20 protein-coding genes and 1 other RNA gene are annotated in these 24,843 nt (G+C 38.0%); 7 read left to right on the forward strand and 14 right to left on the reverse strand.

The features are described 5' to 3' along the window. Positions 1-8: 8 nt before the first annotated feature. The 4 genes from BCR25_RS06765 to BCR25_RS06780 all read right to left on the reverse strand — a co-directional run bounded on the left by BCR25_RS06765 (position 9) and on the right by BCR25_RS06780 (position 2,792). Complete coding sequence (locus tag BCR25_RS06765) at positions 9-1,172, reverse strand: THUMP domain-containing class I SAM-dependent RNA methyltransferase (protein ID WP_069662860.1); 1,164 nt, start codon at positions 1,170-1,172, stop codon at positions 9-11. Between the two features lie 143 nt (positions 1,173-1,315). Then, positions 1,316-1,712: RNase P RNA component class B (gene rnpB, locus BCR25_RS06770), an RNA gene on the reverse strand. A 24-nt stretch (positions 1,713-1,736) separates the two neighbouring features. Continuing rightward, positions 1,737-2,156 (reverse strand): cell division regulator GpsB, encoded by a 420-nt coding sequence (gene gpsB, locus BCR25_RS06775; RefSeq protein WP_069662861.1) that lies wholly within the window; start codon positions 2,154-2,156, stop codon positions 1,737-1,739. A gap of 93 nt (positions 2,157-2,249) precedes the next feature. Further along, a complete protein-coding gene (locus tag BCR25_RS06780) occupies positions 2,250-2,792 on the reverse strand; it encodes an SLOG family protein (protein ID WP_069662862.1) in 543 nt (180 codons plus the stop codon). Between the two features lie 61 nt (positions 2,793-2,853). Between BCR25_RS06780 and recU the strand changes: the two genes are divergently transcribed. Both recU and BCR25_RS06790 read left to right on the forward strand, forming a co-directional pair. After that, positions 2,854-3,495, forward strand: a complete 642-nt coding sequence (gene recU / locus BCR25_RS06785) for a Holliday junction resolvase RecU (RefSeq protein WP_069662863.1) — start codon at positions 2,854-2,856, stop codon at positions 3,493-3,495. Next, positions 3,485-5,824: a PBP1A family penicillin-binding protein gene (locus BCR25_RS06790; protein WP_069662864.1), complete on the forward strand. Its 2,340-nt coding sequence runs from the start codon at positions 3,485-3,487 to the stop codon at positions 5,822-5,824. The genes recU and BCR25_RS06790 overlap by 11 nt, the downstream gene beginning before the upstream one ends. 52 nt (positions 5,825-5,876) lie before the next feature. Here BCR25_RS06790 and pyrG read toward each other — a convergent pair whose 3' ends face one another. From pyrG to BCR25_RS06810, 4 genes are all read right to left on the reverse strand, one after another. Next, positions 5,877-7,478: a CTP synthase gene (pyrG, locus tag BCR25_RS06795; protein WP_069662865.1), complete on the reverse strand. Its 1,602-nt coding sequence runs from the start codon at positions 7,476-7,478 to the stop codon at positions 5,877-5,879. Positions 7,479-7,729: 251 nt separating this feature from the next. Then, entirely contained in the window at positions 7,730-9,400 is a 1,671-nt protein-coding gene (locus BCR25_RS06800) for a peptide ABC transporter substrate-binding protein (RefSeq protein WP_069662866.1), read from the reverse strand. A 23-nt stretch (positions 9,401-9,423) separates the two neighbouring features. Further along, positions 9,424-10,797, reverse strand: coding sequence for a transglutaminase-like domain-containing protein (locus BCR25_RS06805; RefSeq protein WP_069662867.1), 1,374 nt, complete (start codon positions 10,795-10,797; stop codon positions 9,424-9,426). 17 nt (positions 10,798-10,814) lie between these two features. Then, positions 10,815-11,879, reverse strand: coding sequence for a dipeptide epimerase (locus BCR25_RS06810; protein WP_069662868.1), 1,065 nt, complete (start codon positions 11,877-11,879; stop codon positions 10,815-10,817). A 290-nt stretch (positions 11,880-12,169) separates the two neighbouring features. Here BCR25_RS06810 and BCR25_RS06815 point away from each other — a divergent pair, with 290 nt between their 5' ends. Then, a complete protein-coding gene (locus tag BCR25_RS06815; protein WP_069662869.1) occupies positions 12,170-12,736 on the forward strand; it encodes a helix-turn-helix domain-containing protein in 567 nt (188 codons plus the stop codon). Positions 12,737-12,957: 221 nt separating this feature from the next. Further along, the gene (locus BCR25_RS06820) at positions 12,958-13,299 is read left to right on the forward strand and encodes a metal-sulfur cluster assembly factor (protein WP_069662870.1); all 342 of its coding nucleotides are present in this window, start codon (positions 12,958-12,960) and stop codon (positions 13,297-13,299) included. Between the two features lie 437 nt (positions 13,300-13,736). Here the strand turns inward: BCR25_RS06820 and BCR25_RS06825 are convergent, their stop codons facing one another. The 6 genes from BCR25_RS06825 to ppdK all read right to left on the reverse strand — a co-directional run bounded on the left by BCR25_RS06825 (position 13,737) and on the right by ppdK (position 20,877). Next, positions 13,737-14,081, reverse strand: a complete 345-nt coding sequence (locus tag BCR25_RS06825) for an EamA family transporter (RefSeq protein WP_245792255.1) — start codon at positions 14,079-14,081, stop codon at positions 13,737-13,739. Continuing rightward, positions 14,081-14,449, reverse strand: a complete 369-nt coding sequence (locus BCR25_RS06830) for an EamA family transporter (RefSeq protein ID WP_069662872.1) — start codon at positions 14,447-14,449, stop codon at positions 14,081-14,083. Before BCR25_RS06830 ends, BCR25_RS06825 begins: the two co-directional genes overlap by 1 nt. Before the next feature lie 11 nt (positions 14,450-14,460). Beyond that, complete coding sequence (locus BCR25_RS06835; RefSeq protein ID WP_069662882.1) at positions 14,461-15,432, reverse strand: alpha/beta hydrolase; 972 nt, start codon at positions 15,430-15,432, stop codon at positions 14,461-14,463. A 144-nt stretch (positions 15,433-15,576) separates the two neighbouring features. Further along, positions 15,577-16,878, reverse strand: coding sequence for a diaminopimelate decarboxylase (gene lysA, locus BCR25_RS06840; RefSeq protein ID WP_069662873.1), 1,302 nt, complete (start codon positions 16,876-16,878; stop codon positions 15,577-15,579). 88 nt (positions 16,879-16,966) lie between these two features. After that, the gene (locus tag BCR25_RS06845) at positions 16,967-18,055 is read right to left on the reverse strand and encodes a serine hydrolase domain-containing protein (RefSeq protein ID WP_069662874.1); all 1,089 of its coding nucleotides are present in this window, start codon (positions 18,053-18,055) and stop codon (positions 16,967-16,969) included. A 209-nt stretch (positions 18,056-18,264) separates the two neighbouring features. Further along, positions 18,265-20,877, reverse strand: a complete 2,613-nt coding sequence (gene ppdK / locus BCR25_RS06850) for a pyruvate, phosphate dikinase (RefSeq protein ID WP_069662875.1) — start codon at positions 20,875-20,877, stop codon at positions 18,265-18,267. Between the two features lie 172 nt (positions 20,878-21,049). Here ppdK and ccpN point away from each other — a divergent pair, with 172 nt between their 5' ends. The 3 genes from ccpN (at position 21,050) to BCR25_RS06865 (ending at position 24,511) form a co-directional block, all read left to right on the forward strand. After that, positions 21,050-21,685, forward strand: a complete 636-nt coding sequence (gene ccpN, locus BCR25_RS06855) for a transcriptional regulator CcpN (RefSeq protein ID WP_069662876.1) — start codon at positions 21,050-21,052, stop codon at positions 21,683-21,685. A gap of 78 nt (positions 21,686-21,763) precedes the next feature. After that, positions 21,764-22,576: a pyruvate, water dikinase regulatory protein gene (locus tag BCR25_RS06860; RefSeq protein WP_069662877.1), complete on the forward strand. Its 813-nt coding sequence runs from the start codon at positions 21,764-21,766 to the stop codon at positions 22,574-22,576. Positions 22,577-22,591: 15 nt separating this feature from the next. Further along, positions 22,592-24,511: a fructose-bisphosphatase class III gene (locus tag BCR25_RS06865; RefSeq protein ID WP_069662878.1), complete on the forward strand. Its 1,920-nt coding sequence runs from the start codon at positions 22,592-22,594 to the stop codon at positions 24,509-24,511. Positions 24,512-24,843 lie beyond the last annotated feature (332 nt).

Below are 24,843 nucleotides of genomic sequence, written 5' to 3' on the forward strand. Positions count from 1 at the left end.
TTGTTCACCTACTCATCTCTTGGTTTTCTTGGCGGACGTTCTCCCCAATATTGGAATAAATCCGTTCGTAATGCACCGTTGTATAGCTTACGTTTTTTTGTTGCTTTTGCCCCGTAGTACTGCTCAAAAGTCAAATCACTAGTCAGAATGTACTTACTCCACGTTTTGAGTGGACGGAACACATCGCCCATTTCTTTATACAGTTTACGTACAGACTCTTCTTCACCTAAACGTTCACCATAAGGCGGATTCGCAACGATAACACCGTATTCTTTTTCGGTTGTAAAATCTTTTAACGCTAATTGCTTAAATGTGATGGAACCGCCTAATCCGATTTCTTCAGCATTCGCTTTTGCGATTTCAATCATCTTACCATTAATATCAGAGCCGGTAATATCTAGTTCGATATCATAATCTGCTTTTTCATCTGCTTCTGTACGAACTTTTTCAAAAACTGCCGGATCAAACCAATTCCATGTTTCGCAAACAAATTCTCGATTAAAACCTGGAGCAATATTATGCCCCATCAAAGCTGCTTCAATACAAATCGTTCCAGAACCGCAGACAGGATCATAAAAGGGACGATCTTTTCTCCAATTAGTCAACATAACCAAGGCTGCCGCCATATTTTCTTTTAAAGGTGCTCCACCTTTTTCCAAACGATAGCCGCGTTTAAATAGACTTGGTCCTGTTGTATCGATCGTCAAGGTCACATGATCTTTCAACAATGCTACTTCTAACTGGAAAAAGGCGCCTGATTCTGCTAAAGGCACTGATGCTGGTCGATGATATACTTCTCTTAATCGATTAACGATTGCCTTTTTGGTAATCGCCTGACAGTCAGGTGTGCTGTATAGCTTAGACTTGATTGATTTTCCAGCAACCGGAAACTCTGCATCCATCGGTAAATAATCTTCCCAAGGCAACGCCTTGACCTTTTCAAATAATTCATCAAAGGTAAACGCATCAAATTCTCCTACAATGATCTTTACTCGATCCGCTGTACGTAACCATAAATTGGCAGTAGCAATCGTTTCCATCGTACCTTCAAACAGAGCTTTTCCATTTTCGACTTGGCAAGGAATACCAAGATCGCGCAGTTCTTTTCCTACTAATGCTTCTAAACCGCTCGCAGCTGTAGCTACAAGCTTAAATGTTTTTTCTTTTGTCATTATATCTCCTCTTGAGGTTATCGTTAAAAACAGTGAGTCTATTGCTTTTTTCTCCTCGTTTGTCAGAATTTCTACTCTTTCACTCATACTTTAAAAAAAGCCTTCACAACAAAGTTGGAAGGTCATCCTGATTACATGTAATTTTCTGTAAGCCATGTTCTGTATCACTTATTTCTCAGGGAAAAACAAGTGATGGTCATCATCTATCTGCAGAAATAAATCTGCCTCTTCTACTCGTTCATTTCCTTTAGAAGAGCGCCCCTACCATTGTTTGGGTTGCTCGCTCGAGGGGTTTACCGCGTTCCACCAATTCCGTTTCCAAAATTGCTTCGTCACTGTGGCACTTTCAAGGGTACTTTGACATAGCCGTAGCCTTAGTCATTTTTCCTGCCGTTACTTTATATAGTGAAATCAGCTGATTTCACTGGATTAAGTACCTTAGCTTATGATTTCGCTAAGCACGAACACTACAGACATCTCAGCCTGTGCGAGCATGGACTTTCCTCAGCTTGAAAAATCAAACCGCGATCACCCGAAAATTACACATGTATAAAAAACGGTCAATTAAAATTGACGTGTTTCTGAATTATCGATTTCACGATGGAAATTACTTTCGTATGAATTAGAATGATTCATTCCTGACATTGGATTTGATACAGGTGTATCATCTAATTTTTTTCCAAAGACTTCACGTTCTAAATTAGATAAACGTTTTAGAATATCAAAGTTTGTGACAGCTGCACTCTTAGGCACTTCTTGGCTGCTGCGAGAAGGCATTGCTTGTTGGACTTTAGATGCTTGGTCAAGTTTAGCTAATAGACGGTTGTTTTCTTCTTGCAGTGTCAAAATCTCTTTATTATAGGCTTCATAATCTTTGATTACGTTATCTAAAAATTCGTCAACTTCAACTGGATCGTACCCGCGCATTTTTGTTTTAAATTCTTTTTGTAAAATATCTTTTGGACTGTATACTAAATTTGCCATATTTACACCTCATTATTTTCTTTGATTAGGATAAAAGTTCATAGTTCAACAGCATTATTGTATAGGAAAATCGTCAGAAAATCAAACAGATTCTCATGAATCTAACGAGTTTTGTAAATCATCCATCGTAATTAGTCGGATTTCATAAGGATATTGTTCTGAAAATAGCGTCGCATCTTTTAAGAAATACTCCGTTTTACCGGGATATTCCCGGTCATAGATAAGCAAGCTGGCGCCTGTGTGCTCTAGTAAAAAACGAGTATGCATTTTTAATTGTGCAGGTGATTGATACGGTTGATGGCTAACGGAATCTACAAAATCTGCCAACCGTTCGATTTTTTCTAAATTTCCTTGATTTTTTTCATTCCAATTACTGCCAAATTCTTTAAATGGATAAATGATCCCTAATTTTAATTCGGGGTAATCGTTTTTCAATTCAGCAACGACTTCTGCTGCCCAAATCTCTGTTCCAAGGTTGCCTGCTACCAACACCCACTCTAAACCAGCCTCTAAAAACCCGATAATTTCTTTTTTTAATACATTTTTAATAACTGCTATTTTAGGGTCATTGTCTTGAAAAACCCCGATTTCAAAGCTTTTATATCCAGTAACATAAAGAGTTTTTACGTTTTCCATAGACATTCCTTTTCTTTCATAAAGATTTTTTGTTATAATATTTGCTAGGAGTGTGATAGAAATGGCTTTTCATTATCCTAATGGTACTCCCTATAACAATCATGAAGCACCGAAATCAAAAAAACAAGTAAAAAAACAAAAATCAATTCAATTTGGGAAACGCGGAATGGACTTTGAAGAAGAGATCAATAAAAGTAATGCCTATTACTTATCTCGCAATACTGCTGTCATCCACAAAAAACCAACGCCTGTCCAAATTGTCAAAGTTGATTATCCTAGTCGAAGCGCCGCAGTGATTAAAGAAGCTTATTTTAGACAAGCCTCCACTACTGATTATAATGGCGTTTATAATGGATTTTATCTGGACTTTGAAGCCAAGGAGACGAAAAATAAAACCTCCTTCCCTTTTAAGAACTTTCATCAACACCAGATCGATCATATCCGACAATGTTTGGCACAAAAAGGGATTTGCTTTGTTCTCTTGTGGTTTTCATCTTTGAATAGATGTTTCTTTTTTAGCGGGGAAGCTTTAGTCACCTATTGGGCAGAGCAAGAAACAACTGGGAAAAAATCTTTGCCTCTAGCTATTATTGAAAAAAATGGGATTGAAATCCAGATTGGGATTGCACCAAGAATCCCTTATTTGGACGCAGTAGAACAATACATACAATCAAAAAAAGGAGTTGCAATGAATGACAACTGATGAAATAGGGTCACGTGCTGCAAGACATGGACATCCGCCTGCTTCCAGCAGCACTTTAAACACTCAGCCTCCTACTGGTGGGAAAAAACCAAAGAAAAAACGAATTCTACTAAAGATTTTCTTAGGTCTCGTTTTATTAGGGATCATCGGTTTGCTTGCTGGGTTAGGTCTCTTTTGGTCTTATGCAAAAGATGCGCCCAAATTGGACGATGAAAAACTAAGCGCCACAGTCTCTTCAAAATTATATGATATCAATAATGAAGTTTTTGAAGAGTTAGGAGCAGAAAAACGTGAAATGATCAAACCGACAGATGTACCACAAACACTTAAAGATGCGGTAGTTTCAGTTGAGGATAAACGTTTCTATAAACACAGTGGCGTTGATCCGATTCGTATTTTAGGCTCAGCCTTTTCTAACTTTAAGACTGGCGGACTTCAAGGCGGTAGTACCTTGACACAGCAATTGATCAAATTATCTTATTTCTCCACTTCTGAAAAAGATCAAAATCTTAAGCGAAAAGCGCAGGAAGCTTGGTTGGCTGTAAAACTGGAAAAAGAGAAATCAAAAGAAGAAATACTAACGTATTATATCAATAAAGTGTATATGGCTAATGGTCTATATGGGATGGAAACAGCCGCTCAAACCTATTATGGTAAACCTTTAGCTGAGCTATCTCTGCCACAAACTGCTTTATTGGCTGGAATGCCTCAAGCACCTAATGATTATGATCCGTATGTAAAACCAGATATTGCCAAAGAACGACGTGATGTTGTTTTATACACAATGAAGGAAAACGATAAAATCACGCAACAACAGTACGATGAAGCAAAAGCAACGCCGATTGACGACGGTTTACAGCCGTTAAAACAATCGAATGAAAATCGCAAGATCGTAGACAACTACATCAGAGAAGTTATCGATGAAGTTGAAGGCATGGGTAAAAATATCTATACTGATGGATTAGACATTTACACTAATCTTGATATGAATGCGCAAAAACGATTATATGATATCGTTAATAGTGATGAGTATGTTGAATACCCAGATGCTGATTTCCAAGTTGCTTCGACTGTCATCGATGTCAAAACTGGTCAAGTCAAAGCGCAAATCGGTGGACGAAATATTCCAGATGATGTTCAACTGGGAACCAATTTAGCCATTGAGACCGACCGAGATGTCGGTTCAACCATGAAGCCGATCGCCGATTATGGTCCTGCCATTGAAAACTTAAATTACTCAACTGGACGAATCATGATGGATAGACCGACAACCTATGAAGGCACAAATATTCCTGTAACAAACGCGGATATGCAATATTACGGAGCGCTCACAATGCGTAAAGCAATTATGTATTCTCGAAACACTACGGCAATTCAAACCTTTGATGCTGTGGGCAGTGATAAGTCAGCAGAATTTTTGAAAAACTTAGGTATTGAATTTAAAGAGATCGTTGCTGCTAATGCAATCTCTAGTAATACCAGTGAACTTGGCGGAAATAAATATGGTGTTTCTTCCTTGAAACTAGCTGCAGCTTATGCAACCTTTGCGAATATGGGTGTCTATAACAAACCTTATTATGTCAATAAAGTTGTCTATCAAGATGGCTCTGAGGAAGTCACTCAAACGGAAAGTCATCGAGCTATGAAGGATTCAACTGCTTATATGATGACGGATATGCTTAAAGATGTTATCAATGGCGGAACTGCCTTTAATGCTTCGGTACCAGGCTTGATCCAAGCAGGAAAAACAGGAACAGCAAACTACACAGATGATGACCTAGTTAAAATAGGTGCTTCAGAAGCGTCTAGTATCGCTCCTGACAGTACTTTCGTTGGTTATACACCTCATTATGCCGTTTCAGTCTGGACGGGCTATAAGAATCGTTTAACCCCTATTCCTTTCGAGTACTGGGGCACAGCATCTTCGGTTTATCGGGAAATGATGACTTATCTTTCTGAAGGTGTAGACAATGAAGATTGGGTTATGCCTGACAGCGTGCTTCGCTCTGGCAGTGAATTGTACGTCAAAGGCGCGTATGAAGAACAATTGTTACCTTCGAATACTGGCTATACTTCTTCAACATGGGAAACTCCTGTAAGTTCTGAACCAACAGAAAATACCTCTACTTCAACATCAGAGGTACCACCAAGCGATGCACCTGAACCAACTAGAGAACCAGTTCCAGACCCGGAACCAGAGCCTGAGCCTGAACCAACGCCACCAGATAATGAGAAACCTACGGATTCGTCGGATCGACCGACAACAAATACTTCAACTCCTCAGAATCCAAATAATGCGGCTCGAGCCGGTCGGTCTCCTTCTGGATAACTAAAAAAGTATCTGAGCCTTGACTTTATTAGTCAAGGCTCAGATACTTTTTCTATTGATTATTCAAAGCAGCTTCTACAAACCCTTTAATCAAGTGTTGCGGTCTGTTTGGTCTAGAAATCAATTCTGGATGGAATTGACAGCCAACAAAGAATTTTTTATCTGGTAATTCAACGATTTCAACTAGACGATTATCTGGTGAAACTCCTGAAAAGACCAGTCCATTTTCCTCAAATAATTGACGGTATTTATTGTTGAATTCATAACGATGACGGTGACGTTCCTGTACGACTTCCTGTTCCTCATAGGCTTTAGCAGTCACAGTGCCCTTTTTAATTTTACATGGGTATAAGCCCAGACGTAATGTGCCGCCAAGATTTTCAATATTTTCCTGATCTGCCATCAAATCGATAATATTGTTTTGTATTTCAGGATTGTTTTCTGCTGAACCAGCATCTTCTAATTGAACCACGTTACGAGCGAATTCAACACAAGCCATTTGCATCCCTAGACAAATTCCTAAAAATGGAACATCATTTTCACGAGCGAAACGAATAGCCTCGATTTTGCCTTCTACCCCACGATCACCAAATCCGCCAGGAACTAAAATGCCGTCCGCTTCTTTTAAGATTTCATCAACATTTTCTGCAGTCAGCTCTTGAGAATCGATCCAATCGATCGCAATATCTGAGTCAAATGCAAAACCAGCATGTTTTAATGCCTCAACGACTGAAAGATAAGCATCTGGAAGCTCAACATATTTTCCGACTAAAGCAATTCTTGTCGTTTTCTTCAATCCAAGTACTTTTTCTTCTAATGCACGCCATTCTGTCATATCAGCTTCTGGTACGTCTAATTTTAAATGATCACAGACGATTTGGTCCATGTTTTGTGCTTGAAGTGCTAACGGAATGGAATACAATGTTTCCACGTCACGTGATTCAATCACAGCTTCTGGTGCAACATCACAAAATTGTGCTAATTTATTTTTAGTGCCTTGAGAAACAGGTAATTCTGTACGAACAACTAAAATGTTTGGTTGGATGCCCAGACTACGCAATTCTTTCACACTATGTTGAGTAGGTTTGGTTTTCATTTCACCAGCAGCTTTTAAATAAGGAATCAATGTCGTATGGATATACATAACATTATCACTGCCTACTTCTGCCTTCATTTGGCGTAATGCTTCTAGAAACGGTAAAGATTCGATGTCTCCTACTGTACCGCCTACTTCTGTGATAATAATATCTGCGTCAGTCAAATTTGCCGCCCGCATGATTTTATCTTTGATTTCATTGGTGATATGAGGAATTACTTGAACTGTTGCACCTAAATATTCACCTTTACGCTCTTTTCTCAAAACTTCTGAATAGATTTTCCCAGTTGTCACATTTGAGTATTTATTCAAATTGATATCAATAAAACGCTCGTAATGACCTAAGTCTAAATCTGTTTCGGCACCATCATCTGTGACAAAAACTTCTCCATGTTGGTAAGGACTCATTGTTCCTGGATCCACATTGATGTATGGATCAAATTTTTGAATCGTTACTTTTAAGCCGCGATTTTTTAATAAACGTCCTAATGATGCTGCGACAATTCCCTTACCAATCGAAGAAACCACGCCGCCTGTAACAAAGATATATTTTGTCATAATATAAAAAAACCCTTTCTCTAAATAGATTTGTAGAGAGAAGCAAACGAACCCTGTATTGTTTTCTGACTAAAAAACAAAAGCTCCCTATCCAAAATGAATAGGGAGCTGGAAATTCGTTACAAGCTTCTGACCTTCTTAAAGGTGCCCAAGTAGTATAATACAAGCAAATTTGTTTAAGGTCAAGTATTTCTGTAAGAAGATTTTCTGTTTTTCAGTAAATTTCTTTGTGTGTTTTCTCAAAGTAATAACTATTCCGTAATGTAAGCATATTTATAGGTACATGTCGCACCAAAATTATGATATTGAATGCCCTCAACACCTGGACGAACTAATTGTCCTCTTGCTTGTTGATACAATGGAATCAAGGCTACATCTTCTTCAACTAAAACTTTTTCAGCAGCAATCAATGTTTCCCAACGTTTTTCAGGATCATTGGCATATTTATTGGACGCATCATCGATCAACTGATCGAATTTTTCACTACGATAGCTGGTTTTATTTTTACTGCTGACAGAACTTTCCAAGAAAGTCATTGGGTCTTGGTAATCTGGTCCCCACATGCTGACAGAGAGTTCATAATCACTATTTCTCATTAACTCGATCGAGTTATTTAGAGGAACTGTTTTAACATTGATCTTTAAGCCAGGCAATGCTTTCTCTAATTGACCTTGAATGAATTCTGCAACTTTTTTATCGCCGTCACCATCTTTAGACAATAATTCAATCGTCACATCACCGTTTAATTCTTTTTTCGCTTTATCTAAATACTCATTTGCCAATTTTTCGTCAGTTTTGACTAGATCGCCTGCTTCTTTACGGAAATCTTCGCCAGTTTCTGGATTTGCAACAAAATCTTTCGGAATGTATCCATAAATATCTGTTGAGCCATCTGCTAAGATATTTTCAACTAAACTCTTTTTATCTAACGCATAAGCAATGGCTTTGCGTACATTCTCATTGGCAAAAATCGATGGTTTGTCATTTCTTTTTTGATTCATTCTAAGTGAGTAAACTTTTGAACGCTGAATCGCTTCATAGTCAGGATTGTCTTTGTTTTGCTTTGCAAAGTCACCTGTTAGGACAGCTACATCTAATTCACCAGATTCATAAAGATTAAAGGCTGTGTTTGTTTCTTTCAATACTTCAAAATGAATTTTTTCAGATTTTACCTTATCTGCATCATAATATTCCGGATTTTGAACTAAATCCCAAGACATAGATGACTGATCCCAATTTTCCATCAGGAACGGACCGTTAGAAACGATATTTTCGCTAGAAGTGCCGTATGCCTTGCCTTTTTCCGTTACAAATTTTTCATTTTGCGGGAAGAAAGGTGAAAATGCTAGTAATGAAGTAAAATAAGGAACTGGTTTTTCCATTTGAATTTCAAGGGTATAATCATCTAGTGCTTTAACCCCTAGCTCGTCTGCTGATTTCTCTTCATTGACGATTTCTGTTCCGTTAAGGATCGTTCCGTCCATTAAAAAGAAGTAGTTTGCTTGATTTTTAGGATCTGCCATTTTTTTCCAAGCAAAAACAAAATCCTTCGCCGTTACTGAATCGCCATTTGACCATTTTGCATCTTCTCTTAATTTAATCGTATAGGTTTTCCCATCTTCTGATATTTCCGGTAACTCCTTAGCAGTTGCTGGAATGATTTTATCTTTCTCATCTAATTGATACAGACCTTCAAAAACATTAGACTGAGCATTTACACTTGGCTCATCTTGGGTGAAGATCGTGTCCATCGAACCTATTTCTGATGCTTCCATTAGATTGAGCACTCTTGATGATTGCTTTTCTGTTTTGTTTTCTTTTCCCGAACCGTCTGTTGCTGATTTTCCTGCGTTCCCGCCGCAAGCTGACAATAACAATACTGTTGTCAGTAATACAAGACTCTTTTTAACCCCGTTTTTCATACATTCCACCTTAACCTTCTTTTTTATTTTGCAATTTCTTCCATTTTGATCAATTCTTGTTTAACTTCTAAGTAAGCATATGGAAGTCCTTGGTTTTCATATTCAAACTCGCCTCTTTGATTGTCGATCGGATCTGCTCTTAAAAACGCTTTTGGCGGATTGAAATCCGTTTGGATCTCACTGTTTGCCGGCATTCTGAAGACATCAAGATTCCCAAAATAATAATTCCAGCGATCCAAATCACCTGTTCTTTTAGCGCCTCCGCCAAAAGAAAGATCTGCAAATACCCAACCGTACGGCGCTACGTAAAACTGTGCCCAGTCATGACAGCCAGTGTAATATTGAGAGACATACAAGCCAGATTGCCATTTTGCTGGAATTTTTGCCATTCTACAGAGTGTGATAAACAAAATTGCTTGGACACCGCAATCGCCTTTCAAATTGACAGCCGCATATTCAGAAATATTTTCAATCGTAAAATATTCTCTCATAAAGGAGTAATTGACTCGCGTTGTAATGAAATCATAGATTTTACGTGCCTTTTTGATTGGGTTGCTTTCTCCCGCTATTATTTCTTCGAGTAACTGCTCTAGATACGGCGTAAACTGAATATGAGGTAATTGCTCATGCAACTCAAATTCCGGCTGCTGCTCGGCTGCTTTTTCTGGATCCAAATCAACATAATTGACATGATTAATATACGTATACTCTACGCTAAAAACCTGATTTTCTTCTAAAATCGTTTCGAAAAAGATGGTTCGTTGCGCTTCTTCTTCCGTTGCAATAATCGTTGCCTCAGGAGTTGTCTGTACTATCTGAATATCAGAAACTTGCTTACACGCTTTTGGAAGCGGTAAGTAAACGCGAACTTTTTCTCCCGGCCGTTCGTATTCTTTTTTTACTTTGATACTGCTTTTTAGATGGATTTTAACCGTTCTGCTGCCGTTTGCTTTCATTAATTGTACATTTTGAGTTAGTTCCTGCTTTCTCAAGCGATCAACTTCGTTGTCCTCTTTAACAAGCAATCGTGATTCATACTCTGCCTGTGTTTTGATCAAATTCATTAAAAAGCGACGTTGAAAATGAACCTTTCCGTCAATGTAAAGCCAGTCTACTTTTCCTGATTCTTTCAGTTCTGTTAACTCTTGCTCATCGTAATTTTTGAATGTATCTTTCATCATTTTATTTGCTTCTTTAAAATCAAAGGGGTATTCATTGATTCCCACAATGCGAATAATATCTTGTTCAATTTCTAGTCTTTTTTGTAATGCTTGAGGTAATTCTTGGGATAATAAAAACTGAATCAGCTTTTCTGCTCCGTTAAAATCACCGTAACTCTTTAATTTAATGACATCTTCTGGTAATGGGACACTCATATATTTCAAATCATAATACATGCAAAAAACTCCTTTACTTATTTGCTCAAACCTAAACCACCTTGATTTGTTAATGTGATCATACTTGTGGCTTCTAACCCAACACCTCCTGGGATCGCTACCTCATGTAAGCCGAATGTAGCGTCAAGATCTGCCCTAGTAATATTTTTAGTTGCAGCTGCCAAATGCGCCGCTGCTGTAACGCCAATATTTGTTTCCTCAACCATACAGCCGATCATACATTCAACTCCCGCAGCTTCACAAATACTGTTTATTTTAAGTGCCTCATGGATACCGCCGCATTTCATTAACTTGATATTCACGTAATCGACCGCACGAGCTTTGATCAATCGTAAGGCATCTTTTGAATTGAAGCAGCTTTCATCAGACATGATCGGTACTGCAACTTGTTTCGTCACAAATGCCAATCCATCAATATCATGATAAGCGACAGGCTGCTCTACCAACTCAATACCAAACTCTTCTAAGCGATTGATCATAGTCACAGCTTCTTTAGGTTGCCAGCCTTGATTGGCATCGAGCCGCAATTTGATTTGACTGCCAACAGCGAGACGGATTGCTTCGATTCGGGCAAGATCCTGTGAAATAGTAGTTCCGACTTTTATTTTCAATGTGTCAAAACCTAGTGATACTGCTTGTTTAGCTTTGACAGCCATAATCTCAGGCGTATCTATCCCAATGGTTAAATCGGTTTTGACCGAGGAAGCATATCCACCTAAAAGCTTATAGACAGGTAGATTGGCTTTTTTACCAAGTAAATCATAGCAAGCAATGTCAATAGCCGTCTTAGCAGAGGGAGCATGGGCAGCTACAGTATTCATAATACTGTGAACTTTTTCGATATCCAACGGATCAACACCAATCAACTGTTTTTCAAATAATTGAATACATTCTGTCGTTCCTTTTAACGTTTCTCCTGTAATCAAAATTCCTGGTGATCCCTCACCATAGCCTTTAATACCTTCGTCCGTTTCAATTTCAACAATCGCACTCATCGAATGCTCGATCGTTCCCAGTGCAATGGTGATTGGTTCTTTTAGTTTGACTGCTTTTGCTTCTACATTGATCTTCGTTATCTTCATTTTTACTTCCCCCAATAGTATTTACTACACTCCCCATCTGGTCAGCATTCCTCATAAAACGATATACTGTTCCAAAAGAAAAAATAAACACTCTTTTTTAAATCTTCAGTTCAAATTTCGTTTTTAATTTGAATTAATTGTTACAATTTTAAGTTTACTCTATGAAAATGTCAATACAATAATGAGAATTTTCTGTATATTTTTTCATTAAACGTTTAGTACTTGTAATTTTTTGGCGAATTCGAGATAATATGAAGAAAAAAAGATTCTAATATAAAGGACGGCTATAGATGGAATTTAGAGAAATCAAGAATTTAAGGAAAGAAAAAAAGATTACATTGACTGCACTAGGACAAAAGACTGGTTACTCCGCTAGCTTCCTATCACAAATTGAGCGCGGCGCTAATCGTCCCTCTTTAGAAGCTTTACGGAAAATTGCTGACGCTTTAGATGTTACAGTTGCTTCTCTTTTAGCCAATGAAGCCCCTCAAGTCATTCATGAGGACGAAACGATTGAAAAAGGCTACAAGGTCATCCGGAACACTTCAAATACGAAATACAACCCTTGGCAAACAAATTCTACTTACTATGATACTTTGTTCAATTTACCTGTACATACAAACAATATGGTCATTTCAAAGATTTACATTGATGCTCAATCTTCTTCCAGTGGCAAAAAAATTGCTCATAATCTTTGTGAAATAAATTACGTAATAAAGGGGGAGGCAACAGTGGAATTGAAAGATGACGTTTTGCTCTTACATGAAGGAGACGCCATTTTCTTAGAAGCTTTTACACAACATAATATTATGAATGCAACGGAAAATGAGCTGATGCTTTTTACGCTACAATTTTAAAAACGTCTCTCTAGACTTGAATGAGTGACAGACTCTACTCTGCTTCGTTCACATCAACACACAAGAGCCTTTTTCTGTGATTTTTTCTCACCTTATTGAAAAAGATTCTCATTTACAAAGTATTTAAAAAAAGGTATTATATGGGAAGAACGAACTGTAAGGTATGCACCTTTTACTTCTTGCACAAAAAGGCTGCATGACCAAGAAAAGGAGTAGATACAATGACTGAAACAAATCAAGAATGGTCTGCTGAAGAAATCGAGGACATCAAAGAACAAATTTTAACTGCACTAGAAACTGTTATTGATCCTGAACTGGGGATCGATATCGTTAATCTAGGTTTAATTTATGAAGTGGACTTTGCTCAAAACGGTGATACAGTCATCAAAATGACTTTGACAACAATGGGTTGTCCTTTGGCAGATGTATTAACAGATCAAATCCACGAAGCGCTAAAAGAAATTCCTGAAGTGAAAAATCCAGAAGTAAAACTTGTTTGGTATCCTGCATGGACTACTGATAAAATGTCACGTTATGCTCGGATTGCTTTAGGCATTCGTTAAGAATTAGTTGATTATCGATAAAAATACAGAAATAGAGTGAAACTCATTCACTCCATTTCTGTATTTTGTTATCTCTAGTTACACCGCTAAAACCAGAATGCTAGAAACCAGCTACCAATGGATAATCCCAACTTTTCTGCTTCTCTTTCTCAAATAACGAAAAGTCTGGAAAAAAGAGTTTCATGCTTAAATGGTCTGAAGAATAACTCTAAGAGTTATTCCTCAGACCATTATTTTTATCAACTCAAATGATTTTTTTCCTCAATTTCTTTTATGTTTCAAAACGGCACTCAACATGAATACCCCTGTCATGATCGTTGTTAAAGCTTGTAGTAATTTGATTTTATCAATGCCATTTGTAGTACGTTTCATGTTTATCCCTCCTAGTAGTATAGTTCTATCTTACCTCTTGCATCCATTCTACGCCACTCACTTGCTTATTGACTAATAATAAAAACTCCAGCAATGATCAGCAGAACAGCTAAAATTTTTCTAACTGTCAATTTTTCTTTGAAAATAAAATAGGAAATAAAGACTGTCCAAACATAGGTCAACGAGGTCATCGGAAACGCAATCGAATAATCTAAAAATTTAAGCAATAAGATATTTGTACCTGCGCTTAACAAATATAAAAAAGAACCTAAATAAATCCAGCCATTCATTAAAACCAGCTTAAGACTTAACGTTGATAAATCATTCATCCCTTTTTTCAACGCAAGTGCGCCGATGCTACCAGACAAAGTCGATACGATCAATATAACAATAATAGCAAAATAATCCATCAGCCCGTCCCCTCATTTCCTTCAATCCCCAAAAGAACTGATCCAGCTACGATAAATCCTGTACCTAACAGCTTATACCAAGTAATGGATTCATTTAAAAATACAGCCCCTAAAACAATCGAAAGCGCGAAACCTAAACTCATCATAGGTTGTAAAATCGATACCTCTCCGTAACGAAACCCAGCCATCATAAAAAACATCCCTGCACCAGCTGCGATCAAACCAATAATGTATAAACCAATTGCGTAATTCCCTGTTCCATCTGCACCAAACTTCCAAGCCAACTGTCCTAAACTGCTCAATGTCGCAGCAATAACGATCAGTAATATACCCAAACTTAGCTTTTTCTGCTGTTTCTTTTCATCCATAATTCCCCTCCTCATTCACAATAACGTCGTAAAAACTCAAATACCGTATCAAAATAATGTTCCGGTTCATAAATAAAGGAAGACAAGTGCGGTGCTTTTTCTATTATCAAACTCTCTTTAACACCAGTAGCTGCTTCCATATTTTCATAAAGCATCTGATGAGGAACAAATTTATCTCCAGTCCCATGAATCAATAGCAGCGGCAATTTATTTTTAGCTAACTGCGAAACTGCCGAAGCTTCTTTCAATGAATAACCAACTTTTTTACGTGCGATCAAATCAGCAATCGTTAAGATAGGAAACGCTGGCAATTTAAAAGCAGAACGCAGCATCGCACCAAATTCGTTGTACACAGAAGAATAGCCACAATCTGCGACTATCCCTTTCACCTGTGCGGGTAGACTTTCCCCGCTAGTCATCATAACTGTAGCCGCACCCATTGAACCGCCAAATAAAATAATTTCTGCCTGCGGTTCGATCGTCAGTACTTCTTGAATCCATTTCAATAAATCCAAACGATCCAGCCAGCCCATACCGATCACGTTCCCTGAGCTCTGCCCGTGCGCTCTAAGATCTGGAATTAAGCTATTATAGCCTTGTTTTGAAAACATAAAAGCTGGAAAAGCCATGTCACGTTGACCATATGAACGATAACCATGGACACAAATCACCCATTTTTTACTATTAGGGTGAGGTTGAAATAAACGGCTGTATAAACGCTCTCCCTCCATATTCAGCCAATAATCTTGGGCGTAAGACTGTTCCCAAAATTCTTTTCCTAACTGAATTTGTTTTTCTTCAGTTATATCATACTGAGAACGTCCTTTATTAAAATTATCCGGATTCATCATTTTATGTCCGGTCGTATGGTACCATTGATTTTCTCTGAAAAGTGCCACATTGATAAAAAAATTAGCCGCATACACTATTAATGCTGCAATCACAACTACTAAAATAAGTATGACCAAAATGATCCACTTCACTCCCATCACCTCTCATTCAAAAATATAACTCCTAAAATAAGTATACTACTATGTCGCGAAAAAGAGTATCGATGCCCTCAACTATACGTTTTCTCTATAAAAAGAACACCGAACAAAACCAGCTGTGCTTTGTTCGGTGTTCCTTTATTCACAATCCAACGAAATCAAGTCTTCGTATGTCTCACGGCGAATCGCTAATTTTTCATGTCCATCTTCTACAAATACAACTGCCGGTTTTAAATTACGATTATAGTTATTAGCCATTGAATACCCATAAGCGCCTGTACTTGTCACTGCAAATAAGTCTTCTGGTCTCAATGTCGGCAATTCAATATCTTTGATTAAAACATCTCCAGATTCGCAATATTTTCCAACAATCGTTTTCGGCGATTGTTGTTCGTTGCTGATTCTATTTGCTAAAAAGCCGTCATATTTTGCTCCATACAAGGCAGGACGAATATTGTCTCCCATTCCGCCGTCGACAGACACATAATGTCTGACTTCGGGAATGACCTTTTCAGAACCTACCGTATAAATCGTTGTGCCTGCTTCAGCAATAATGCTCCTACCAGGCTCCAGCCAGATTTCAGGAAACGCATAATCCAACAACGCACATTGACCCTTTACACTATTGACGATGGCTTTAACAAATGCTTCCGGTTCTAACGGATCATCTGCTTCGGTATACTGAACACCAAAACCGCCCCCCATATTTAAGACATCGACAGAATAGCCAAATGCTTGTTTCCACTCGTTCAAAATAGTCAGCATCTTTTCAACTGCTGCTAAAAAGCCTTCGGCAGAAAAAATCTGTGAACCAATATGACAGTGAACCCCTTTTAAAACCAAATGATCATCAGCTAAAATCCGTTCTAATGCTTGAGTTGCTTGTCCACTATTTACATCAAATCCAAATTTTGAATCGACTTGACCGGTTAAAATATAGTCGTGCGTTTCCGCATTGATTCCTGGTGTAATTCGAAACAGAACATGTTGCTTTTGATTTTTTTCTTTCAGAATGGCACTCAATAACTCAATTTCGTAAAAATTATCGATAATGATTGTTCCAACACCTTGTTCTACTGCGTAAAGAAGCTCTTCTTTGGTTTTATTATTCCCATGAAATTCGATATTTTCAGGCGACATCCCTGCTTTTATTGCGGTATAAATCTCACCAGCAGAAACGACATCACAGCCCAGTTCTTCTTCTTCTAATAATTTATACATTGCCAAACAGCAAAAGGCTTTGCTGGCATAGATGACTTTATTTTTTACACCTAAACTGTTTAAGGTTTGTTTGAATCCTCTCGCTCGTTCACGAATATGTGCAACATCATAAATAAACAAGGGTGTTCCATATTTTTCTGCTAATGTGACTGTATCACAGCCGCCTATTGTTAAATGTTCACTTTCATTGAATGTTGCCGTTCCAAATAATAATGGCATTTCTTCACCTTCTTCAATTGATTTATTAAAAATAATAGCATAAAACTAAGGAACTTCCTATCTCTTTTTCATCATTTTCACAAACAAATCATTCCTCTGCTGGTAGCAACTGATATAATTGTTGACTCAACTCGCGCATTCCATACTCCCCTGACTGATTAGCAAAGAGAATCACCATTCGTTGTTTGTCTTGATCACCGTAAATCACTGTATTGTATCCGCCCAAACTTCCTTCAGAATAGTTCAAGTTATCAAAGTAAATCATACCGGATCGATAGCCTTCTTTTTTTACTTGCGCCAACTCCTCATATTCATTTTGAGTATACAATTGACCATTTACTAGGCTTTGTGTAAAGAGCCAAAAGTCTTCTACAGACATATACATGTTTCCAGCACCAAGTAAACTTGAAAATAGTTTTTTGCTGGACGGAAAAGAATCTGGCTGATAATCCTGCGTTGTATGAATATAAGGAACTGGTAAAGACTCTGACTCCGGCAAATGATCCCAAAAATAAGTATGCTTTAACGCCAGCTTATCGATCACCCGTTCTTGAATCACTTCTTCATAAGGCTGCTTTAAACTAGCTGAAATGATGCCAGCCAAAAGAGTATAATTACCATTTGTATACAGAAATTCCTTATTCTGATTTACAGTGAGTTCTTTTAATGCATAGTTGATTTGACTTTTTTGATCCTTCAATAGATATTCCGGTTCTTCTTCCGGCAGGTCTATGCCGGACGTATGGCTCAACAGATCATTAATCGTGATTTGTCCACTCCGCTCTATTTCTGGATAAAACTTATCCAGAGTCATGTCAAGCGTGAGTATGCCGTCTTTTACTAATTCCAGTACTACAGCTCCTGTTATGATTTTTTGTAAAGAAGCAATTGGATAGATACTCTCATTTCTATTTTTCTTTTGGTGTTTCTGGTCTGCGTAACCATAGCTTTTTTCATAAAAAATCGTGCCTTGATCAATCAGTAAGACGGTTCCTTTAACATGCGCCTTGTCGATCAAAAGATCGATATTCGCTCTATCCTCTTTAGTCGCTGACTGAACCACTTTAGGCATTTTAGCAGGTTCGACATGCTGAACACTAAAAAAATGCACACCTAAAAGAAAAAATAGTCCGCATACTGCACCAATCGCCAGCCATCTTTTTGATTGCTTGGTCAAGTTACTCACTTCCTTCTCAAACAGTTCTATCAAATTATACCACTTAGATACAAAAACGGAGATTTACAACACTAAAAAATAAAGGAAAAACTCACCACTAAGTGACTTTCTCCTTTATCCTTTTTAAGTTATTGACGTGTCAAAGCTGATCTTTCACATGATTTATTTGACGTTTGCGGAGCGAAACTGAGCCCTTTTTTTGACTGAATTTATTGTGCACTTTCTTGAGCGATCGTTAAGATTGCTGCTGGAATTCGGTAAGGTGAACATGACACGTAATCCACACCAATCTTCTGTAAAAAACGGATCGATTGAGGGTCTCCGCCAACTTCCCCACAGACGCCAATTTTGATTTTTGGATCATATTTTCTGATTTTTTCGACGGCGATTTTCATCAATACACCGACGCCTTCTTCATCAATATGCTGAAATGGATCCGCCTTTAATAATTTTCTTTCTTCATACGCGCCAATGAATTTCACTGAATCATCACGTGAAAAACCATAGGTCAACTGTGTTAAATCATTCGTGCCAAAGCTAAAGAAATCTGCGGTTTCCGCAATCTCGTCTGCGGTTAAACAAGCTCTTGGTATTTCCAACATCGTACCAATTTTATAAGGAATGATTTGCTGTTTTTCTTCAAAAATTTGTTGAACCGTTTGAACTAAACGTTCTCTTAGCCAGGCCATTTCTTCCTTACTTCCAATCAGAGGAATCATGATTTCAGGAACAACAGTCAGCCCGATTTCTTGTGAAACAGCCATCGCACTTTCAATGATTGCAGCTGCTTGCATTTCATATATTTGTGGTGTGGTAATGGCTAAACGACAGCCTCGATGCCCTAACATCGGATTTTGCTCATGAAGTTCGGCAATTCGATGCTTGATCTGCCCCACTGTCCGCTCTGTTTCATTTGCTAAATGTATGATCTCTTCTTCTGTTTGAGGTAAAAATTCATGTAGTGGCGGATCTAGCAAACGAATCGTACATGGCTTATCTTTTAGCAACTCGAACATCGTGCGAAAATCTTCTTTTTGAAATTCTTTTAATTTGTGCAACGGAGCCAAAAGTGATGGCTCATCCTCAGCCAAAATCATTTTTCGCATTTCAAAAATGCGTTGTTCGCCAAAAAACATATGCTCTGTTCTTGCTAGACCAATTCCCTGCGCTCCTAATTTTAGTGCCATTTTAATGTCTGCTGGGGTTTCTGCATTTGCTTTTACATCTATCCTCGACATTTCTTTGCCCCAATTTGTGACCGTTTCTAACAACTGCCATTCGTCCCCTTGAACATAGGGAATACTGCCTCTATAGATGGTTCCTGTTGTTCCATCGACAGAAATCGTGTCCCCTTGCCGTAAAGTGACGTCGCCTACCGTTGCCTGTTCCAAAAATTCATCTACATAAATCTCTTCACAGCCAGCTACACAGCAAACACCCATCCCTCTGGCGACGACTGCCGCATGAGAAGTCATTCCACCTCTTGACGTCACGATAGCTTCGCTAACGACCATTCCTTCAATATCTTCCGGCGAGGTTTCTTGACGCACCAGAATGACTTTTTCACCTTGCTCACTCGCCTTTTTCGCTTGTTCAGCTGTGAAGTAGATTTTTCCATTTGCTGCGCCAGGACTTGCTGGTAATCCTTTGGCAAACACCTCAGCCTGTTTTAATTGCTCTGGCTCAAACACTGGATGAAGTAATTGAGTGATCATTGTTGGATTGATTCGCTGAAGTGCTTCTTTTTTGGTGATGATTCCTTCTTCTACCAATTGAAGACACACTTTGAATGCCGATTTTGCTGTACGCTTCCCATTCCTTGTTTGCAAAAGATATAATTGTCGATTTTCGATCGTAAATTCAATATCCTGCATATCTTTGTAATGACGCTCTAATAATCCGCTCAACTTCAAAAATTTCTCATACACTTCCGGCATTAGATTTTCCAGCTCACTAATCGGTTGAGGTGTTCTAATCCCAGCTACAACGTCTTCTCCTTGAGCATTCAATAGAAATTCACCAAAAATCCCCTTTTCACCAGTCGCAGGATTACGAGTAAAAGCAACGCCAGTTCCACTTTCTGATCCAAAATTTCCAAAAACCATTTCTTGAATATTGACCGCCGTTCCTAGTTTATCAGAAATATCGTGTAATCGGCGGTATGTAACAGCTCTGCGATTGTTCCACGAACGAAAAACAGCTTCTACAGCTAAAGTCAACTGCTCATATGGATCTTGAGGAAACGCGTGATGTGTCACTTCTAAAAATATATCCTTATAAATACTCACTAATGCCTGCCAATCCTCTGCCATTAAATCCGTGTCAGAGCGATAGTTCTTTTTCGATTTATAAAAATCCAGCTGTTCCTCAAAACGATTTTTGTCGATCCCACAAACCACATCCCCGAACATTTGTAGAAGTCTTCGATAACAATCATAAGCAAAACGTGCATCCCCAGTTTTTTCGATCAAGCCAAGTACCGTCTCATCGTTTAAGCCCAAATTTAAAATCGTATCCATCATGCCCGGCATAGAAAATTTAGAACCACTTCTGACGGAAACAAGGAGAGGATTCACCGCTGAACCAAACGTCTTTTTCGTACGTTCTTCCATACGTTGGATATGTTGCTTTATCTGTGCCTCTAACTTGTTTGATAGCTGCTCTTTTTTCTCCAAATAGGCCAAACACGCCTGTGTTGTAATGGTAAAACCTGTTGGAACAGGCAAATTCAATTTTGTCATTTCTGCGAGATTCGCCCCTTTACCACCTAGCAAATCCGCTTGTTCTTTACTTCCTTCTGAAAAATCAATTACATAATTCACGAGTAAACACTCCTTCTCTTTTAATAGTGTATCACATTTAAGATAAATCGATTATATTGTGTATCACATTTAATGTCAATAGATAATATAAGTTCTTTTATTTATGGTTGATTTATTTTTATAAGAAATATATAATAATTAGTGTGTCACATTTAGAAAGTAGGTCGATAAAATGAAACTCACTTCAAGACAATTGGAGATCATCAAGATCGTCAAAGAGAATGAGCCAATCAGTGGTGACAGCATTGCCGGAACACTTGGTTTAAGCCGAGCAACTTTGAGAAGTGATTTAGCTATTTTGACAATGACTGGCTTACTTGATGCCAGACCCAAAGTTGGTTACTTCTATACCGGTCAAACGATTGAGCCATTACTCTATGAAAAACTATATAAGAAAACCGTCCAGGATATTCTCTTACCACCTATTCTTATTCATCAAGGAACCACCGTTTATGATGCCGTCACAAATTTATTTATGTATGATGTCGGTTCGTTGTATGTAAAAGACGATAAGGATGAATTGATCGGAGTTCTCTCACGTAAGGACTTGCTTCGAGCTGCTATCAGTAATCCTAATACTGAAAAAACACCTGTAGCGATGATCATGACTAGAATGCCCAACGTGATAACAATTACAAAAGAACGAACGATTTTAGAAGCTGGCGGTTTATTACTTCAACATAGTATCGATACACTACCTGTTGTAGAAAATGATCACCCGAAAAAAGTCATTGGTAAGGTCACAAAAAGCAGGATCATGGCTTATTTTATCAATGCGGGACATGAAATCGAAAAAGAAAACTACTAGACCTTGGTTTAGGTTTTTATAGTGTATGTGTCACAATAAAATTAACTGCCGTAAGTTGCAGCAAAGGAGAGCTTATTCATGAAAGAAAACAAAATCAAAATTTATTTAGTCTCTGATTCCGTTGGAGAAACTGCCCAAAAAATCATATCAGCAGTTTCAGCTCAATACCCAGATATTGATATGAGTGATGTACAACGCTTTCCATTTATCACAGATGAAACTCTATTACAACCGATCTTAAAGGATGCCTTACATGATAAGGCAATTGTCGTTACTACTCTAGTCAACAAAGCGTTGGTTCAACTAGTCAAAGACTTCGCTGAACGCACAGGATTGCAGTTTGTTGATTATATGAGCCCATTAAGCAACATTGTTGAAGGAACATTTGGTGTTCAGCCTTTACAGGAACCTGGCGCACTACATAAATTGAATGAGCAATATTTTAGTCGAGTTTCTGCTATAGAGTTCGCTGTTCGGTACGATGACGGAAAAGATCCAAAAGGTTTCTTAGAAGCCGATTATGTTCTTTTGGGTGTATCTCGTACCTCTAAAACACCCTTGAGCATGTATATGGCAAATCGTAATCATAAAGTTGCAAATCTACCGTTGATCCCTGAAGTTGCTTTACCGGTAGAATTGGATCAGATTGATCCTAGCAAGATCATTGGTTTGACAACTACGATCGATAGTTTAATGGGCATTCGTAAATCGCGTTTACACTCACTTGGTCTTAAAGAAGACTCTGCCTATACTAATCCTGAACGAATCCAAGAAGAGCTGGACTATGCAGCCAGTGTTTTCGAAAAATATAATGCGATAGTCATCGACGTGAATAAAAAATCAATTGAAGAGACAACTACGATCATTGAAGATTTGACGCAAAACAAATAATAAGGAGTCTTGCAGATGAGAGCGTTTCAAGCAGAAGAACTAATTGCTGAGATCATTAATTTGGAAGCTATTTTGAATTTACCAAAAGGAACCGAGCATTTTATCAGTGATCTTCATGGTGAATATGATGCCTTCAATCATATTTTAAGAAATGGCTCTGGAAGTATTCGCGCGAAAGTCCATGCCCTGTTCAATCAAGAACTATCTGCTGCACAAATGGATGAGCTGTGTTTTTTGATTTATTATCCTGAAGAAAAAATCAGCTCCTTACAGCTTACTCATTCTTTGACAGCCGATTGGTGGTTCGATACGATCGAACGACTACTGATTATTGTTCGTTTTTCATCAAGTAAATATACACGGTCCAAAGTTCGTAAAGCTTTACCGAAAACATATGCTTATATTTTAGAGGAGCTGATTTATCAATATGATGAAGCAACAGATAAAAAAGCATACTATCAGCAAATCATCAAAAAGATTATTGCGCTTGACACTGCTGATCATTTTGTCATTGACTTAGCTTATTTAGTGCAACGCTTTGTCGTTGATCACCTTCACGTGATTGGAGATATCTATGATCGCGGACCTCATCCTGATAAAATCATGGATGCATTGATCGCTTATCATTCTCTTGATATTCAATGGGGCAATCACGATATCATCTGGCTAGGAGCTGTCAGTGGGTCAAAAGCCTGCTTGGCAAACGTGCTGCGCATTTCTGCACGATATGGTAATCTTGATCTTTTAGAAGAAACTTACGGAATCGATTTAACTGCTTTAAGAACCTTTAGCCGAACACATTATAAGGAAAATCTTCAATTTAAACCAAAAAAAAATCCTTACCGTGATCTTAGCGGCATAGAAATAAGTGATGCTATGAAAATCCAGCAAGCAATGGCGATCATTCAAGAAAAATTGGAAGGACAGTTGATTAAAAGAAGACCTGAATTTTTAATGGAGCATCGGTTACTATTAGACAAGATCGATCACGGACAAATAACGATCGATCATTCTAAGCATTCTTTGATCAATGATTGCTTTCAAACAATCGACTGGTCTGATCCTTATCACTTAACATCAGAAGAAAATAAGTTGATTACAGATTTGCTTGAACAATTTCAACAAGCTGAAACATTGAACCGGCATATGGCATTTTTAATCGAAAAAGGTTCGCTATACCTGTCTTACAACCACAATTTATTGATCCATGGTTGCCTACCTTTAAACGAAGACGCTAGCTTTCAATCGATTACATTTGCTGGTCAAACTTATGCTGGGAAACAATTACTTGATTTCTTCGAAAAGAACCTTAGACTTTCATTCAGTCAACCTTGGCAAACGGAAGACTTCGCTACTGATTTAGTGTGGTATTTATGGTGTGGCGAATGTTCGTCCTTGTTCGGAAAAAAAGCGATGAAAACCTTTGAACGCTATTTTATCAAAGAAAAAGCAACTCACTTCGAAGAAAAAAATGCTTACTATACATTAAGAAATGAGTCAGATGTCTGCCAAAAAATACTGAATGCCTTTGATTTAACCTATAGTGATGCTCATATTATCAACGGTCACACGCCTGTTAAACTCGTCAAAGGAGAATCTCCAATCAAAGCGGATGGTAAAATGCTTGTCATCGATGGCGGCTTTTCACGTGCGTATCAACACGTGACTGGAATTGCGGGCTACACCCTTTTATACAATTCTTTTGGCATGCAGTTAGCTGCCCACAAACCATTTACCAACAAAAAAATAGCTATCCAACGAAACGATGATATTCTTTCTACCCGTCAAATCGTTGCACGCCAAACCAAACGTTTAAAGGTCAAAGACACAACGATCGGTTTATCATTACTCAACGAAACAGCTCGACTGAAAAAAGATTTAGAACACTTACAATCAAAAGGAAATGAGATTGAAGGACTTGCTTATTGGGACTAAACATTTCTGTTCTGTCCTTAACTTCCTAAATCTGAATTAAAAAGAGTCTGAGACATAGCTCTATGAGTGACAATCTAGTCACTTGACATCCGAATAAACGGCGGAAGCAGAAACAACCCCTTCGGAAATAAGCTGAAATTCACAAAAATTTGAAGAACAATTTTCGTGAATTCCAGCTTATTTCTCGGGGTTAAACGTTTCTGTCCCTGCCTCTTTTCCTACGATTAGTCAAGTGGAAAATAGAGAAATAATTGAAGGTATTGTAGTGATTTATAAATTAAAATGTTTTTTTGGAACAAAGTCCGCAGTAAATAACCCTGATGAAGATGTAT

The sequence above is a fragment of the Enterococcus termitis genome, assembly GCF_001730305.1.
Taxonomy (GTDB): Bacteria; Bacillota; Bacilli; order Lactobacillales; family Enterococcaceae; genus Enterococcus_L; species Enterococcus_L termitis.